Raw genomic sequence first — 17,989 nt, 5'->3', positions numbered from 1 at the left:
CATAATTATTAAAACAGGGCTATATTTAAGAAGCACACACAGCATAAAATATATTTTAGCTTTGTTATCCTATTACAAAGATAAATAATTATGGTATAATGTGACTAAAATCAAGCGAAGCTTGATTTTAGTCATGAATATATTTTGCGAAGGAAAATGTATGAATGTATATTTGACTAAAGAGACATTGCCCTTAGACTCAAGGGAAGCTTGATTTTAGTCATGAATATATTTTGCGAAGCAAAATGTATGAATGTACATTTGACTAAAGAGACCTTCTGGGAAGGAAATATATTTGTCAAACCTATACTTATGGTATACGATAGTGGTATTTTATAAGATATAAGTAATTGTGATATTGGATTTGTAAAAAGGAGTTTTATATGACTGAAATAATTGTTCGTACCTTTATAAGGGATTACGAAAGTATAGAAAAATCCAGTGTAAGAGAAAGCTACGGAGTTGTTGTAAGTCTTACGGGGATTATATGCAATACAGTTTTGTTTTTAATAAAGCTTATTATAGGAATCATGATTTCATCAGTTGCGGTAATGGCAGATAGCTTTAATAATCTTTCAGATGCCGGAAGTTCCATAATAACCCTCATCGGCTTTAAAATGGCGAATAAGCCTGCCGATGCCGAGCATCCCTTCGGGCATGGAAGAATAGAATATATTTCTGCTTTTATAGTCTCATTTATTATTCTTTTGCTTGGATATGAATTTCTAAAAACATCTGTTACAAAAATATTTAATCCCGAAGAAATCGTTTTTAATTTAATTTCCATCGTTTTTTTGTTTTTTACGATAGCGGTGAAGCTTTGGCTTTCAGTATTTAACAAAAAAATTGGAAGAAAAATCGATTCTCCTGCTATGCTCGCCACAGCCCAGGACAGCATAAATGATGTATTTATTACGACGGCGACAGTTATTTCCATATTTGTTGCCTATTTCACAGGGTTTGAAATCGATGGATATGCAGGGGTATTTGTTGCCATATTTCTTCTGTATTCCGGCTATTCCATATCTAAAGAGGTTTTATCATGCTTGCTTGGAAAGCCTGTTTCAAAAGAATTTGCACAAAAAATAATAGAGCTTGTTGAAAGCTATGACGGCATAACAGGCACCCATGACCTTGTGGTTCATAATTACGGCCCTAATTACAGCATGGCGACGATACATGCGGAAGTTCCCTCTGATGTTCCCATACTTGTAAGCCACAGAGTAATAGACAGAGCCGAAAAAGAAATAGGGGAGGCCCTTGGCATAGAGCTTGTTATTCATATGGATCCTGTGGATATTGAAGACGACAGAGTATCATGTGTCTGCAATGCTGTTATTTCCTATATAAATGAAAAGAATTTGCCCCTTGAAGCCCATGATTTCAGAATAGTCGATTTGGAAGAAGACGCCAATGTAATATTCGACCTTGTAGTTCCCTATGAATATTCAAACAAGCAAACAGAAAGCATAAAGGAAGAGATAACCATAGTTATAAAAAATCTGAACCCTAATTACAGATGTATCATCAATGCAGAAAACGGATATATAGAGCCCTAGAGCTTAATCATAGTAATTTGCTTAAATAATGCAAATATCAAGTTCCAGGGTGTTTTCAAAAATTGCTTAAGGTGCGAACTTAGATAGCGGCGGTTTGGATTAATTTGCAATCTAAATTTCATTCGCTGCTATAAATTATTTAATGAGAAAATAATATATTTGTGGTATACTATGAATACATTTTGCGAAGCGAAATGTATGAATGTGTATTTGACTAGAGAAAGAGTTCGATAAAATCAAGCAGAGCTTGATTTTATTCATGAATACATTTTGCGAAGCGAAATGTATGAATGTGTATTTGACTAGAGAAAGAGTTCGATAAAATCAAGCAGAGCTTGATTTTATTCATGAATACATTTTGCGAAGCGAAATGTATGAATGTGTACTTGACTAGAGAAAGAGTTCGATAAAATCAAGCAGAGCTTGATTTTATTCATGAATACATTTGCGAAACGAAATGTAGGAATGTATACTTGGCCAGAGAGAAAGTTCGGCAAAATCAATCGACCATAAAAATTTCTTATACCATTTTACACAAACCTTTTAATCGTGTATTATAGATTTCCACAACAAACTAAAGCAAAACTGATAGAAGGTGCCAAATGACTGTTAAAAACAAAAAGAATATGAAGTATTCAGGAAAGAACACAAGTAAAAAGAAGAATGTAAATGACCTAATAGTGAAAGAGATTATCAGCATAGCCGCCATTGCCTTTAGCGTACTAATGATACTAAGCGTTTTCAGCAAATCAAATTCGGGAGCTTTAGGCTATTTTATTGGAAATTTCCTAAAAGGGATTTTAGGAGTCGGGGCTTTTGTTCTTCCTTTTTTAATTATTGCATTAAGTGTATACATAATATTTGATAAGAAAAAAGAAATAGCAACCTATAAAATCGCCATGGGCATAGGGCTTTTTTTGATTTTTATAAGCTTTACCCATATTTTACAGGTAGACGAGACAAGCACTTATGCAGGGGCACTGGATTATATAAAATCCAATTATACCTCCGGTTCCATAAATAACGGAGGGCTTTTTGGCGCTCTTTTAGGAAACTGCATATTGAGTATTTTCGGAAGGATTTTTTCTTATGTCCTTTTAATCGCTCTTTCTATTATATTTATTATATTAATTACAGGAAAATCATTTTTTGAAGGCGTTTCCAAATCCTTTGAAACCGTAAGGGATAAAATAGCCGATGCTTATTATGAGGAAGAGGAATATTACGAAGAAGAAAAAAAGCCTACCAGATACAAGAAGAAAAGAGAAGTTGACTTTATTATAGACGAGGATAAGAGAACGAAAAAAGAGGTTAAAATACTTCTTCCCGGAGATAAATCCGAGGACGGAGGCAAGGCGGCGGTTAAAACAGAGTTTGAGCCTGTTGAAGAGCCGGTTATAGACAGCAAAATAATAACATTTGATATAGAAGAAAAATCAGAAGAATCTATGAATAAATTTTTAGAGCATGAGGAGTCTGAGGAAGAGGAAATCCCCGTAATCACCATAAGAGAGACAATTCCTAAAAAAATGCCGGAGAAACCAAAGGAAGACCATTCTGCAATGGATATTAAAAGCACCTCCGATGGGGAAAATAAGGAATATGTATTTCCGCCCATTACTCTTTTGCAGGAGAATATGGAAACGGGACGGGAAAGTTCTAAGCAGATGATTTTGGAAAACTCCAAAAAGCTTGAGGAAACCCTTAAAAGCTTTGGCGTGGAAGCGAAAGTTATAGAAGTAAGCAAGGGCCCTACCGTAACAAGGTATGAGCTTTCCCCGGGCCAAGGGGTAAAGGTAAGCCGTATTTCAAGCCTTGCTGATGATTTGGCCCTGAACCTTGCGGCGAACGGCATAAGAATAGAAGCGCCTATCCCCGGAAAGGCGGCTGTGGGAATAGAGGTTCCCAATAAAGAAACCCAAACGGTATTTTTCCGTGAGATTATAGAAGACGAGGCCTTTCAGAAATTCCCGTCGAAGCTTGCCTTCGGCCTTGGGAAGGATATTGCCGGAAAGGCTGTTGTAGCAGACATAGCTAAAATGCCTCATCTTTTGATAGCGGGAGCTACAGGCTCAGGAAAGAGCGTTTGTATCAACACTTTGATTGCAAGCATATTGTATAAATCCTCTCCGGAAGAGGTAAAGCTTATTATGGTAGATCCGAAGGTTGTGGAATTAAGCATCTATAACGGAATCCCCCATCTTTTAATCCCTGTAGTGACAGACCCCAAAAAGGCGGCGGGCGCTTTGAATTGGGCAGTTCGGGAAATGCTCCGCCGGTATGATTTATTTGCCCAGAACGCTGTAAGAGACTTAAAGGGATATAATAAGCTTGCGGAAGAAAATGACGAAATCCAGATGGAACCTCAAATCATCATTATCATAGACGAGCTTGCGGACCTTATGATGGCGGCTCCGGGAGAGGTTGAAGACAGCATCTGCCGTTTGGCCCAGATGGCAAGGGCAGCGGGCCTTCATTTGATTATAGCGACCCAGAGGCCCTCTGTTGACGTTATCACAGGAGTTATAAAGGCAAATATCCCTTCTAGACTTGCTTTTTCTGTTTCTTCGGGAACGGATTCAAGAACCATCCTTGATATGGTTGGTGCCGAGAAGCTTCTGGGAAGAGGAGACATGCTCTTTTACCCCGTAGGTAAAAATAAGCCGGTGAGAATACAAGGGGCCTTTATTTCCGATAAGGAAGTAGAATCCATCGTGGAATTCTTAAAGGAAATGAGCGACCATCAGTACGACCAGAAAATGATAGATAATATTACGTCTTCTTCTAAAACTTTAGAAATTAACGATGAGGCGGATGAATTTTTCGAGCAGGCTGTGGAATTTGTCATATTAAAAGAAAAGGCTTCGGCTTCAATGCTCCAAAGACAGTTCAGAATAGGCTATAACAGGGCCGCAAGGCTTATTGAAGATTTGGAGCTAAAGGGCATCGTAGGCCCCGAGGACGGAAGCAAGCCGAGAAAGGTTCTGATAACCTACAGCCAGTGGAATGAAATGAAAAACGGCCCTTATGAGACAGAAGAAGAGCCTGTATAAATGAAGAGCCTGTATAAATGAAGAGCCTGTATAAATGAAGAGCCTGTATAAATGAAGAGCCTGTATAAATGAAGAGCCTGTATAAATATAGAAATAAATTTAAACTTTAATGCGGAAAGGAACAACTATGTCAGACAATAGAAATATAAAAATAGCCTTTGTATCTTTGGGCTGCGACAAAAATTTAGTAGACAGCGAGGTTATGCTTGGCATCATAGACCGTGAGGGATATACCATTACCAATGCGGAAGAGGAAGCCGACGTAATCATTGTAAATACCTGCGGATTTATACTGGAAGCTACCGACGAGGGAATAGAAAGCGTAATCGATGCAGGAAAGTATAAGGAAGAGGGCAACTGCAAGGCTCTTATCGTAACCGGCTGTATGGCTCAAAGATATAGAGACGAAATATTCAACGAGCTTCCGGAAGTTGACGGTGTTGTGGGAACGGGAGATTTTGAAGCCATCGCAAGCGTCATCAAATCTGTTCTCGGCGGTGAAAAGGTAAAGCTTGTTACGGATATTAATAATCTCATCAACGAACAAAATAGTATCAATCGGTTTTTAAGCACGCCGCCTTATTTTGCTTATATGAAAATAGCGGAAGGCTGTGACAACCGCTGTACTTACTGTACTATACCTTCTTTAAGAGGAAAATACCGTTCAAGAACCATGGAAAGCCTTATAAAAGAAGCGGAAGGCCTTGTGATGAAGGGGGTTCGAGAAATTATTCTCGTGGCCCAGGATACGGCCCTTTACGGAAGAGATTTATATGGAAAATCCATGCTTCATGAGCTTGTTAAAAAGCTTTCCGAGATAGAATGCCTTGAATGGATAAGAGTATTATATGCTTATCCCGAGCATATTACAGACGAATTTATCGACGAAATGGCCAGGAACCCTAAATTATGCCACTATATCGATATGCCTGTTCAGCACAGCGAAGATAAAATATTAAACAGCATGAAAAGACAGAGCAACCGAAAGAAGCTTATAGAAGTAATTCATAAGCTTAGAGCAAAGGTTCCGGATATTGCGATACGCTCTACTTTGATTGTGGGCTTCCCCGGAGAAACATTAGAAGACTTTAACGGCCTCTGTGAATTTGTACAGGAGATAAAGTTTGACAGGCTTGGGGTATTTACTTATTCCAAGGAAGAAGGAACACCTGCAAGCATTATGGAAGACCAAATAGAAGAGGAAGAAAAAATAAAACGCAAGGAATTTATCCTTGAAATTCAAAAGGGTATTTCCGCGGAAAAATGCAGCGAAAAAATAGGGAAAACCCTTAAAGTCATCGTTGAAGGAAAGGTTGAGGACGGCGTATACTGCGGAAGAAGCTATATGGACTGCTACGAAATAGACGGCCTTGTATTTTTCAATAGCGGCGAGGAAATAATAGCAGGGGACTTTAAAGATATCCTGATTAAAGAAAGCTCCGATTATGATTTGATAGGAGAGATTAGTTATGAATTTGCCCAATAAGCTTACGGTTTTAAGAGTATGCCTGATACCTGTTTTTCTTTTCTTTCTTTTGGCAAGCCCCATGGGGGAACCTATAAGCCGTTATGTAGCGCTTAGTATTTTTATTATCGCATCTTCCACAGACGCTTTAGACGGATATATTGCCAGAAAGTATAACCTGATTACCAATTTCGGAAAGTTCATGGACCCTCTTGCAGACAAGCTTCTTGTATGCTCCGCCATGATAGCAATGATAGAAATGGGTGACATTCCTTCTCTTGCCGTCATAGTAATAATAGCAAGAGAGTTTATTATCACAGGCTTTCGCCTTGTGGCTTCCGATGAAGGCATTGTTATTGCCGCAAGCATGTGGGGAAAAATAAAAACCATAACCCAGATGATTATGGTAATTTACCTTCTTTTGGGCCTTAAAGGAGATTTAGCCCTTTCTATAGGGAATATTTTAATCATGGCCTCCGTATTCTTTACAGTTTTATCTGCGGTGGATTATATCTATAAAAATAAAGCTGTATTAAAATAAAATTTGGATTAAGGTAATTTAAACCGGCACTTTCTGGACTTACAGGGCATTTTGAAACAAAATCTCCCCTGTTTTCTAAGTTTGTGCTTTTTCATCATAATAAGCGGATATAGTAAATTTGCTTTTCTTCCGCAGTAAGAAACGGGCTCTAAGAAGGCATAAAATCAAGGCAAAGCAAATGTACAACGCTATTGTCTTACTTTTATTCGAGTATAGGTGAAAAGGGTATTTGCCCTTTGTGAAAACACGCCGGCAACACCGTTGCCAAAAGACTTAAGAAATTTCGCCGGAAATTATTTTCGGCGGCAGACAAATAGGAGGATACAAATGAAAGCTGAAATTATGGCTGTGGGAACAGAGCTTTTGCTTGGAGATATTATAAATACCAATGCCCAGTTTCTTTCAAAGGAGCTTGCGGCAATGGGGATCGACGTTTATTATCAGTCTGTTGTAGGCGATAACCCGGATAGGCTCTATAAAGCTTTAGAGCAGGCCTTTGAAAGAGCTGATATGGTAATCACCACCGGTGGCCTTGGCCCTACGAAGGACGATTTAACAAAGGAAACAGGCGCTAAATTTTTCGGCAGAAAAATGGTATTAAACGAAAAGGCTATGGAAGAGCTTAAATCTTATTTTGACGGCCTTGGCAGACAAATGACGAAAAATAATGAAAAACAGGCTTATCTTCCCGAAGGGGCCATTGCTATACCCAACAATAACGGAACCGCTCCGGGCTGCATTATCGAAAATAACGGTAAAAGGCTTGTTATGCTTCCCGGCCCTCCTTTTGAAATGGAGCCTATGTTTAAGGATTTTGTCGCTCAATATCTTATGGCTGAAAGTGACCATAAATATATTTCCAGAAGCATTCGCATTATAGGCGTCGGGGAAAGCAAGGCAGAGGAAGTTATAAGCGATTTAATAGAAAGCCAGTCTAACCCTACCATAGCGCCTTATGCGAAAAATTCCGAAATGCTTTTTAGAATAACCGCTTCTGCCCATGATGAAAAAGAAGCTGAAAAAATAATGCAGCCTGTAATAGACGAGCTTTACAGAAGATTCGGAACGAGTATTTACGGCGAAGGGGAAACAAGCCTTGAAGAAGTCATTATTCGCCTTCTGAATGAAAAGGGCCTGAAGCTTGCCGTTGCAGAATCCTGCACGGGGGGAATGGTTACTTCAAAGCTCATAGACTGTGCCGGAGCATCGGCAGTTCTTCTTGAAGGTGTCGTGACCTACGCCAATGAATCTAAAATAAAAAGACTTTCCGTAAAGGCTGAAACCCTTGAAAAGTACGGCGCCGTAAGCCATGAAACCGCAAGAGAAATGGCGGAGGGCGTATGCGTTTCTTCAGGCGCTGATATTGGTATTTCAACAACAGGTATCGCAGGCCCCGGAGGAGGAACCGACGAAAAGCCTGTAGGCCTTGTTTATATAGGCCTTTGCATAAAAGGCAAAGTAAGCTCCTATGAATTTCAATTTAAAGGGAGCAGACAAAGAATAAGAACGAGAACAGCTGTAAATGCGCTCGACATATTAAGAAGAGGTATTATAAATGAATAAAGGTTTATCTCAAGGCATGTCTTCAACAATGCTTTTTCTAACGGCGATTATCTGGGGAACAGGTTTTATAGCAAGCCAGATAGCCCTTGATCTTCATTACACGCCTATGCAGGTAATCGGCGGAAGAATGGGTATTGCAGCCATATGCCTTAATATATTTTTCTACAAAAGACTGATTTCAATGAAGAAAGAGGAAATCATAGCAGGCTCTGTACTGGGGATTATGATGCTAAGTGCCTTTATATTTCAAATGTTCGGCTTGAAATATTCTACACCTTCGGTGAATGCCTTTGTTACGGCGTCGTATGTTGTACTAATTCCTTTTTTAAAGTATTTAAAGGATAGAACAAAGCTTGATATATTTTCAAATATAAGCGCAGTTATGACCGTTACAGGGATAGGACTTATTTCCCTTACAAGCGGATTTGATATTTCCTTCGGTGCATTTTTAACTTTCATATGTGCTGTATTTTACGCTTTGCAATTTATTTTTACGGAAAAATACACCAGAAAATACGACCCTATAAATCTTACCATCGCCATGATTAATTTCAGCGGTATTGTAAGTCTTGGCATATGTCTTATTTCAGCCATTTTATTTCATAATGTGCCTAAGACAACCCTAAAGGGTACGATGTCATTTTTGTATATGGGAATCCTTTGTACCTTTATATGCTTTCTTTTTCAGAATATAGGGCAAAAATATACCTCTGCCGTAAAAGCCGCTATACTGCTTTCTTTGGAATCCGTATTTTGTGCAATATTTTCAGCCCTTATATTTAAGGAAGAGTTCACAGGCAGAATGCTTACAGGCTGTGTTATAATCTTTGCTGCTATCATCATATCGGAAACAAAGCTTTCCTTTATTTTTGACAGGAAAAAGGAGAATGCCCCAAAGGCTGCCGAAGGGGAAGCGTAAATAAGGATACAGAAGCATAAAAAGAGTAATTTCTTCTAAAAAGGCAGATTAATCATTTTGGTAATACGTAAACGCGATAAGCAAAACAAAATCAAGGCAGTAACAAAAATCTATTTTTATAAACAGCTTAAATAGATGAAAGCGCTATTATTGAAGCCATTTAAAGTACATGCTTTTCGTTGCTGTAATTCATTTGTTTCACTGTAAGCCGTAGTCGTGTAAAAAATAATTTAACTTGTGATTTTTTAATATAAGAAATATAATTAAAACAGAGTGTATCCATAGAAAAGGAATTATAAATTAGGAGGATATAATGGCCAAAGATAAAAGGAGACCTGAAATAAATTATGATGCTCAGTCAGAGAGCGAAAAGATGAAAGCCCTTGAAAACGCCATCAGCCAATTGGAAAAAAACTTTGGAAAAGGTTCTGTGATGAAATTCGGCCAAAAGACGGCGGTAGATGTTCCCGTTATTCCTACAGGCTCCTTGAGCCTTGACATAGCTTTAGGCATAGGCGGAATACCCAAGGGGAGAATCGTAGAAATTTACGGCCCTGAATCATCAGGTAAAACCACCGTCGCCCTTCATATTGTTGCTCAGGTTCAAAAGGCCGGAGGAATAGCGGCTTACGTAGACGCGGAGCATGCGCTTGATCCGGTTTACGCCAAAAAGCTTGGCGTAGATATTGACGAAATGTACATATCCCAGCCTGATGACGGAGAGCAGGCTCTTGAAATAGCAGAATCCATGGTTCGTTCAGGTGCCATTGACATTATCGTTATTGACTCTGTTGCGGCCCTTGTTCCGAGAGCAGAAATAGAAGGAGATATGGGAGATAGCCATATGGGTCTTCAGGCAAGGCTTATGAGCCAGGCTTTAAGAAAGCTTACGGCTGTTACCAGTAAAACCAATTGTACCGTTATTTTCATTAACCAGCTGAGAGAAAAAATAGGCGTAACCTATGGCAGCAATGAGACGACCACAGGCGGAAGGGCCCTTAAATTCTATGCTTCTGTAAGAATAGATATAAGAAGGGCAGAAACTATCAAACAGGGGAATGACTTTATCGGTAACAGAACAAAAGTTAAAGTGGCAAAGAATAAGCTTGCTCCCCCCTTTAAGGTTTGCGAGTTTGATATCATGTACGGACAGGGTATTTCAACAGAAGGCGATATTCTTGACCTTGGGGCGGACCTTGGCATCGTTGTAAAAAGCGGCTCATGGTATTCTTATAAAGATGCTAAAATAGGCCAAGGCCGTGAAACGGCGAAAAACTTCTTAAAAGAGCACCCGCATGAAAGAAGAGAAATAGAAAACGCCGTAAGAGAGCATTATGCTCTTCCTGTTCTTCCCGATGAAGAAAACGGCGAAGAAGATAATACGGAAAAGCCTGACGAACCTAAAGGAAAAGGCAAAAAAAATACTAAAGCAAAAGAAGACGAGGCTTTCTCAGAAGATCTCGTCTTTGAAGAAGAACTCATGTATGCAGACGATGAAGAAATGCCGGAGCTTGATTTATCTGATGATGAGTAAGACAGATTGTGTATTTGCTTTTATACTGCTGTAAGCATCTGGCTTTGGAGGATATGCTTATAAAAATTGAAAATTATCTTTTAAGTTTTAAATTTAGTAAGTTTTCCTTAAACCTATTTAGATAATAAGCGAAAAGCAAATTTCTTATAAAGAGTGAATAATTTAATATAGTACAAAATAGCCGGATAATCCGGCTATTTCTATAATATAACTAAAACCAAATGAAGTTTAGTTTTAGCTATGAATATATTTTCAGAAAGAAAATGTGTAAGTAAAATGGCTATAGGATAGATAGTCAATTTGCTTTTATACCGCTGCAGGCAGTAGATTATAAAGAATATATAATAAGAGAAAAGTAAATTGATTATGCTGCTATTTTATATGAATTCAAGTACAGTAAATAAGCTTGAAAAAGATTAAGTTTATTTACTATAGACCGAAGTTAAACTTATGAAACTTAAAACAAAGAGGCTTTTTTCAAGTTTCATAAGTATATATTTTATTAGGCTTTTTAAAAGGTGATTTTATGACCATAACAAAAATAGAACGGCAGAAAAAGAACAACAAAAGATATTCTATCTTTATCGACGGAAAGTTTAAGTTTGGCATGAGCGGAGAGGATGTTCTCTTTTACAGGCTTAAAGAAGACATGGATATTTCTGAAAAAGAATATGATAATATACTTGAAAATGTAATTTATCAAGAGGCCAAAGGGAGAGCCGCAAGATATTTAGGCTATGGCCCAAGAACGGAAAAAGAAATGCGTAATAAGCTATCTACTTATGATTATCCTGAGAATATAATAGATAAAGTAATAGAGCTTCTTCAAAGATATGATTATATAAATGATTTAAATTATGCCAGAAAGTATATTTCCGATAAAACAAAATATAAATATCAAGGGGCGTATAAAATAAAATACGATTTAAAGCTAAAGGGAATATCAGGAGAAATTATTGACGAAGCCTTCAGCGAAGCAGACTATATGCCTTTGGATAATATCATAAAAACCATATCAAAAAAGCTTTCAAGAGATGATTATGATGAAAAAGATAAGCAAAAAGTGTATAATTATCTTGTAAGAAAAGGGTTTTCCTATAACGATATCAATCAGGGCTTTTCTTTATATTTTGAAGGATATGACGAATATCCGGAAGATGAGTAAAAACTGCACAAACATAATTTGTATGAGTACCATAGCTTAAGTTTCATTTTCGTAGATGTAAAAAGGAGGGCTTTTTGTGGATATTTACGATGAAATTTCAAAACTCAGAAAGCGCTTTCATAAGCTTGTGGAGGAAAATAATTTATACGATGCCATGAGCGTAGGAGATTATATTATATATAAATACAAGCAGAACAATATGAGTAAATCCATGCGGTATGCAGACGATCTTTTCGCCATTGCTTATGTTTACGACGAAGCAGGGGATCTTAGCAGAGCCATAAGACTTTATATGGAATCTATGACTATTGTAAAAAGACTAAAGGGAAAAAATGCGGATTATGCTTTGCGGGCCAATAATATGGCGACGGTATTCAGCAGAAAAATGGTCTATAACGAGGCTTTGAAGCTTTACAGAGACGTTTACGAAATATCTTTAAGGCTTTACGGAGAAAACAGCAGACAAGGAATAGACGCCATCTATAACTTAGGAAATGCCCTTTTTGATAGCGGCGATTATGAAAATGCCCTTCGGCAGCTTAAAAAAGCCTTGAGCCTTAGAAGCGAAAAAGATAAAGATTATGCCGATAATCTAAATTCCATAGCCTATGTGTATGAAGCCGTAGGCAATAACGAAGGCGCTATCCAATATTTAAGCAGGGCCCTTCTTCTTATTAAAAATATTGAAGGCAAGGCATCCCACGAATATTTAAGCAATCTCTACTATCTGGGAATGTTTAATATAAAAACCCAGCAATACAGCAATGCTTTAGACTGCTTTCAAATATTCATGGATATCAGTGCCGAGGTTATAGATAGTGCGCACCCTTATTGCGTCATGTGTATGAACGAAATCTCTGAAATTCATAGGATACAGGGTAATATTGACGAAGCCATAAACGCTAAAATACGCCTTTTGGCTTTGGCTGAAAAAAGCATCGGCAGAAACCATATTTATGTTGCCAACGTTATGGTTTCCATAGCCCTTTTATATAAAAACCGCAAGAATTTTAAAAAAGCAATTTTTTATACTTCTGAAGCTCTTAATATAAAAAGAGGGCTCATAGGTGAAAATAATGTGGGCTATATTAAAGATTTCATACTTTTAAGCTCTTTTTACTTTGAAGACAGGCAATTTACCAAAACCATAGAAATGACCTCCTCTATCATGAGTCTTCTGGAGGATAATGAGTATTTATTCAGTGAGGATATGACCTCTCTTGCAAAGATATACCTTCATACGGACAGGGTGGATTTCAATTTTGACATGGAGCCCTTTCTTAATTATGATATTGAGTCTCTGGAGAAGCTTCTCCATGAGATTTATAAATCCATAGATGATAATATGGTTGAATAGCATTTAAACCATATAGTAAATGACGTTTATACACTTCGGCAGATATTGAAAAATCAACTTGAAATCAAATAAAAATGAATTTACGAAGGATAAATTTAAACTTTGATGATAGGGATATGATTTTATGATTTATATTTCTTCTTCCCTTTACTGGGAGGCGGCCCCGCTCATAAAGGCTTTTGGCTTAAAAAAGAATACGAAGATAAAAGGCTTTGAGGTTTTTGAAGGCAATAGGATTAAGCTTATAATCACAGGAACAGGACCGATTAAAGCTGCCGCAAGCTTAAGCTTTTTGCTTTCATCAGGGGTAAATAAAGAAGATTTTTTTGTGAACATAGGGGTATGCGGTTCTAAAATCAAGGAAATACCTTTAGGTACGCCCTTTTTGTGCAATAAAATATATGAAAATTATTCAGGAAGAGTGTTTTACATAGATATGCTTTTGAAAAGCCCTTTTAACGAAGAAGGCATTGAAAGCTTTGCTCATATGGTTTACGATGCCAAAGAAGTTACGGAGCCTCTTTTTGATATGGAGGCGGCGGCATTATATCAGACGGCAAAGCTTTTTTTTCATGAGCATCAAATATCCTTTATTAAAATAGTTTCTGATTACGGGGATAAATCCATTATTAAAGGGGATTTTATAGAAAATATTGTTTCAAAAAATATAGACAAAATATCTCAATGGCTAGAGACACTCGCAAACGCCAACCTATCCCCAAAAGAAATATTTACAAAAGAAGAGCTGAATGAAATCATTGAATTTTCCGATTCTATGGGCTTTACGGAAACCATGAAAAACGAGCTTCTGTCCCTTATGACTTTTTATAGGCTTAAGGGATATGAGCCTATGGACATGCTTAAAGCCTATAGAGGTGAAAAATTAGGTGAAAAAAGAGAGGGGAAGAAAATATTTAATGAAATCAGAGAAAAGATTGTTAAATAATTATTTTTCCCATATTTATATTGAAAAAGAGGTTCTTTCAAGCCCTGTTACTGAGGAAATATTAAAAAGGCTCCCAAATTCAAAGATAATAGAAATAAAGCATTATAAGGATATTTTTTCAAGAAGCAGGCAAAGCTTTTCAGCCCAGAAGAAAAGCCCCAAGCTTATTATAGCAAAAAAGGAAAATCAGCTGATTTATAAAGGCTCCCCTATGTGCGAGGATTTTGGAAACAGCCGCTTTTTCTATACTTCAAATATTATGAACTGCTTTTATGACTGTGAATACTGTTACCTTCAGGGAATGTATTCATCGGCAAACTGTGTTGTCTTTGTCAATTACGAGGATTATTTTAATGAGGTGAAAAAGCTTTTGCAGGAAGGGCCCCTATATTTATGTATATCTTATGATACGGATATATTGGGCTTTGAAAAAATAGTTTCCCTTACTGAAAAATGGATGGAATTTGCCAGGCAAAACCCTTCTTTGAAAATAGAAATCAGAACGAAAAGCGCAGACTTTTCTTACTTGAAAAATAAAGCGCCTTCGGATAATATTATATTTGCCTGGACACTTTCGCCAAAATCCATTATTCAAAACTTTGAGCATGGTACGCCTTGTCTTGATTTAAGGCTTAAAAATATAAATATGGCCTTAGATGCAGGCTTTCCCGTAAGGCTTTGCTTCGATCCTCTTTTATACACTGAAAGCTTTGAAGATATTTACGGGGATTTTATAAAACATGTTTTTGAAACTATAGACGGAAAGCGTATATTCGACGTAAGCATCGGGGTTTTTAGAACCTCAAAAGATTATTTAAAGAAGATGCGTAAAGAAAGGCCGGATTCCTTGGTGCTTTATTACCCCTATGAAACTTGTGACAAAGTTTCAAGCTTTAAAGAGAAAATTGCCGGGGAAATGATAGATTATGTATATCATCTTGTGTCTTTCTATGTGGATAAAAAGAGGATTTTTATATAAGAGGAGATAAAATGGAAACAGCAATCATTACAGGAGCCACAAAAGGCATAGGAAAAGAAATAGCCAAGGCGTTTTTAAAAAGAGGATATACGGTCTTAGGAATCGGCAGAAGCTTCCATGCGGATATAGAAGGAAGCTTTCATTTCATTGAGATTGATTTAAAAGACTATAAAGCGCTTTCAAATAAAATCAAGGAAATAGATAAGGAATATGAAATAAGCCTTCTTATAAATAATGCAGGGGTAGGCTATTTTGATTTGCATGAGCATTTAAGCCCTTTGGAAATTCATGAGATGGTCAGTGTAAATCTGGAAGCACCGATGATTATGACCAATATGCTTTTAAGAAATTTAAAAAGAAATAAAGGAACCATCATCAATATCTCCTCTGTTTCAGGCATAAAGGACGCTCCCAGAGGAGCGGCATACGGTGCCGCAAAAGCAGGGCTTATTCATTTTTCCAATTCCCTTTTTGAAGAAGTAAGAAAATACGGCGTTCAGGTAATAAATATAAGCCCTGATATGACTATGACGGATTTTTACCATTATTCTGATTTTACCCCGGCAAAAGAAGAAGGTATGTATTTGCAGGCGGAAAAAATAGGAGAAATCACAGGCTTTATTATAGACAATAAAGATCACGCTTTGATAACGGATATTACTATAAGGCCCCAATATAATAAAATTGAAAGAAAACCTAAAAACTCATAAAAAGATCCCTATATTTATAGGGCTCTTTTTAGTATTATTCAAACCATATCATGGATTCCTTGGAAATTTCATAATCAAGTTTTTTATGAAGCTGGTAAGAAGCTTCGTTTCCTACCATTATTTGAGAAAAGGGGATTTTCTTTTCGCTAAGAAATTTATCTGTCATAAATCCCAGAAGCTTTTGCCCTATCCCCATTCTTCTGTATTCTTTTAAAATATCCAGCATTCCTATGGCACCTTCTTCATGGGTTCCAATAAATCCTGCAATATGATTATCTATAAAGGCCCCGTATACAGCTCCGGAAGCAAGTCTGCTTTTTACGTATTCTTTGCTGTTCTCTCCGTCGTTATAATGAGCGCTTATAAAATCCAAACAGCTTTCGTCAATATTTCTGATATCAATGTCCTTTTCCCAAGAAGGAGGGGCATCCTTAAAATATGCCGCCTGAAGGCAGGTACGACTGGGGCTTATACTAAAAATATGCTCTATAATTTCAGGAACATAATCTTCATATGCTGCAAATAACAGCGGCTTTTCTATGTTCTTAATTAAATTCTTTGCGCTTTGGGGGCTTTCTGAAACCATCATATAGGCCATGCTCTCTTTTTCAAGAATTAAAAGCCCGTCTTTGCTAAATTCTATGATTTCTGCTGTATTTCTTTTTATAACCTCAATGATACCTATGTACAGCAGCGGATTTTTTGAAAGATAATTGAGTATTTTTTCTTTTTCCACTGTAAATCTCCTCTTTAGAATAAAAATTGTTAATGCCGTATACAGTATAGCATATAGAAATCAACTTGAAAAATGATAAAGGCACAAGCTTGTAAAAATTTTTAGCGGGCATCTTCTTAGGGCTAATAAACAGGGTTTCAATTTTGTTAACCATAGATACTTAATTGGAAGGCATAAATTTCATATAAAGAATAAAACCCTCATATTATTATATATGGCAAATTTATTCTCTTGTATCGTTAATTTACTTTTATAGCGACTCTATACCCCGAAATAAAGTAAATTGACAAGGGACTTTTTTAAAGTGCTCTTATTTTATGATGAAGAAAATAAATCCTGCCGGTGATTTATAGTAAATTTAAAGTTAAACAGTAGTAAAGCCGTATATTCGCACAGGATCAAAAATGTACTGTTTCCGAAGGAAATCCGTGTTTTTGGGCCTGATGGGAATAGGCTTTTGCTACTTCTTTATATAAAATTTACTATATATAATTTTTTATTCGGAGGGGCTTATGAGACGAAAAAACCTTAAAAGGCCGGCAAATAGGGAAGAATCGGCTAAAATAAAAAACAGGATATTGATATTTGTGTATATAGCAATTTTAATTTCAGGAATTATTACTTCTTTTCCGGCAGACGAGGAGGTTCAAAGTGTTTTTGCCATGCCCCTTTCAAAAAAGATTGTAGTCATTGATGCAGGGCATGGGGGCTGGGACCCGGGGAAGGTTTCTGAAAACGATATTTATGAAAAGGACATAAACTTAAAAATTGCCTTAAAGCTTCAGCAGTACTTACAGCAAGGGGATTGCTATGTTTTGCTTACCAGAGCCTCCGATGAGGCCTTGGGAAGCAAAAAAAGAGAGGATATGGATAATAGAAAAGATATAGCAGATAATATGGGTGCAGACGTTATTATAAGCATACATCAGAATTCCTTTCCTTCATCAAAGGTGAAAGGTTCTCAGGTATTTTATTATAAAACATCGGAAAAAAGCAAAGTTCTGGCAGAGAAAATCCAAGGCAGTATGAGAACCTTTTTAAGCCAGGAAGGCAACAGGCTTGCAAAGGCAAATGATAATTACTACATCCTTAAACAGACGGCGATACCTGCCGTAATAGTCGAATGCGGATTTTTATCAAATCCTTCCGAAAGAGCGCTTCTTACTCAGGATGATTATATTGAAAAAATAGCATGGTCAATTTATATGGGCGTAGTTGATTATTTTAATGCACCAAGCCATGAAGTAAATTAGATTGTAATATGGTGAAATAAATAAATGCTGCAAAAAACTATATTCGAAATAATTCCAAAGTGTACCATTTCTGAAAGAAAGCCGTGTTTTTGAATTATGAAGAATGGAACTTTGCAGCTATTTTGCTTTTGTTTTATATTTAATTTGCTTTTATACCACTGTAATAATTCAGTTTTAGAGGGTATAAAATAAGAAAAAGCAAATTGACA

Annotated in this window: 14 protein-coding genes; 13 read left to right on the top strand and 1 reads right to left on the bottom strand. The window is 36.9% G+C overall.

Annotated features, from left to right (window positions below):
* The first annotated feature begins 383 nt into the window (after positions 1–383).
* The 12 genes from NBX03_RS12215 to NBX03_RS12160 all read left to right on the top strand — a co-directional run bounded on the left by NBX03_RS12215 (position 384) and on the right by NBX03_RS12160 (position 15,791).
* Positions 384–1,559 (top strand): cation diffusion facilitator family transporter, encoded by a 1,176-nt coding sequence (locus NBX03_RS12215; RefSeq protein WP_250228045.1) that lies wholly within the window; start codon positions 384–386, stop codon positions 1,557–1,559.
* 602 nt (positions 1,560–2,161) lie between these two features.
* Positions 2,162–4,612 carry an FtsK/SpoIIIE family DNA translocase gene (locus NBX03_RS12210; RefSeq protein WP_250228044.1) on the top strand — a complete coding sequence of 817 codons (2,451 nt, stop codon included), beginning with the start codon at positions 2,162–2,164 and terminating at the stop codon, positions 4,610–4,612.
* Between the two features lie 145 nt (positions 4,613–4,757).
* A complete protein-coding gene (rimO, locus tag NBX03_RS12205) occupies positions 4,758–6,098 on the top strand; it encodes a 30S ribosomal protein S12 methylthiotransferase RimO (protein ID WP_250230275.1) in 1,341 nt (446 codons plus the stop codon).
* Positions 6,082–6,618 (top strand): CDP-diacylglycerol--glycerol-3-phosphate 3-phosphatidyltransferase, encoded by a 537-nt coding sequence (gene pgsA, locus NBX03_RS12200; protein ID WP_250228043.1) that lies wholly within the window; start codon positions 6,082–6,084, stop codon positions 6,616–6,618. The genes rimO and pgsA overlap by 17 nt, the downstream gene beginning before the upstream one ends.
* Positions 6,619–6,945: 327 nt before the next feature.
* Positions 6,946–8,181 carry a competence/damage-inducible protein A gene (locus NBX03_RS12195; RefSeq protein WP_250228042.1) on the top strand — a complete coding sequence of 412 codons (1,236 nt, stop codon included), beginning with the start codon at positions 6,946–6,948 and terminating at the stop codon, positions 8,179–8,181.
* Positions 8,174–9,100 (top strand): DMT family transporter, encoded by a 927-nt coding sequence (locus tag NBX03_RS12190; RefSeq protein WP_250228041.1) that lies wholly within the window; start codon positions 8,174–8,176, stop codon positions 9,098–9,100. The genes NBX03_RS12195 and NBX03_RS12190 overlap by 8 nt, the downstream gene beginning before the upstream one ends.
* Positions 9,101–9,413: 313 nt before the next feature.
* Entirely contained in the window at positions 9,414–10,634 is a 1,221-nt protein-coding gene (gene recA, locus NBX03_RS12185; RefSeq protein ID WP_250228040.1) for a recombinase RecA, read from the top strand.
* A 526-nt stretch (positions 10,635–11,160) separates the two neighbouring features.
* A complete protein-coding gene (locus tag NBX03_RS12180) occupies positions 11,161–11,799 on the top strand; it encodes a RecX family transcriptional regulator (RefSeq protein WP_250228039.1) in 639 nt (212 codons plus the stop codon).
* Between the two features lie 76 nt (positions 11,800–11,875).
* Entirely contained in the window at positions 11,876–13,156 is a 1,281-nt protein-coding gene (locus NBX03_RS12175; protein ID WP_250228038.1) for a tetratricopeptide repeat protein, read from the top strand.
* A gap of 124 nt (positions 13,157–13,280) precedes the next feature.
* The gene (locus NBX03_RS12170) at positions 13,281–14,102 is read left to right on the top strand and encodes a 5'-methylthioadenosine/S-adenosylhomocysteine nucleosidase family protein (RefSeq protein WP_250228037.1); all 822 of its coding nucleotides are present in this window, start codon (positions 13,281–13,283) and stop codon (positions 14,100–14,102) included.
* Positions 14,074–15,081 (top strand): SPL family radical SAM protein, encoded by a 1,008-nt coding sequence (locus NBX03_RS12165; protein ID WP_250228036.1) that lies wholly within the window; start codon positions 14,074–14,076, stop codon positions 15,079–15,081. The genes NBX03_RS12170 and NBX03_RS12165 overlap by 29 nt, the downstream gene beginning before the upstream one ends.
* Before the next feature lie 11 nt (positions 15,082–15,092).
* Positions 15,093–15,791 (top strand): SDR family oxidoreductase, encoded by a 699-nt coding sequence (locus NBX03_RS12160; protein WP_250228035.1) that lies wholly within the window; start codon positions 15,093–15,095, stop codon positions 15,789–15,791.
* 34 nt (positions 15,792–15,825) lie between these two features.
* Here the strand turns inward: NBX03_RS12160 and NBX03_RS12155 are convergent, their stop codons facing one another.
* On the bottom strand, positions 15,826–16,527 hold the full coding sequence (locus tag NBX03_RS12155) for a GNAT family N-acetyltransferase (RefSeq protein ID WP_250228034.1): 702 nt from the start codon (positions 16,525–16,527) through the stop codon (positions 15,826–15,828).
* A gap of 512 nt (positions 16,528–17,039) precedes the next feature.
* Here NBX03_RS12155 and NBX03_RS12150 point away from each other — a divergent pair.
* Positions 17,040–17,780 carry an N-acetylmuramoyl-L-alanine amidase gene (locus tag NBX03_RS12150; protein ID WP_250228033.1) on the top strand — a complete coding sequence of 247 codons (741 nt, stop codon included), beginning with the start codon at positions 17,040–17,042 and terminating at the stop codon, positions 17,778–17,780.
* Positions 17,781–17,989: the final 209 nt, after the last annotated feature.

This window comes from Anaeropeptidivorans aminofermentans (assembly GCF_940670685.1).
Classification (GTDB): domain Bacteria; phylum Bacillota; class Clostridia; order Lachnospirales; family UBA5962; genus Anaeropeptidivorans; species Anaeropeptidivorans aminofermentans.
The sequence above is the reverse complement of the archived record's forward strand: the minus strand, read 5'-3'. Positions and strand labels throughout refer to the sequence as shown.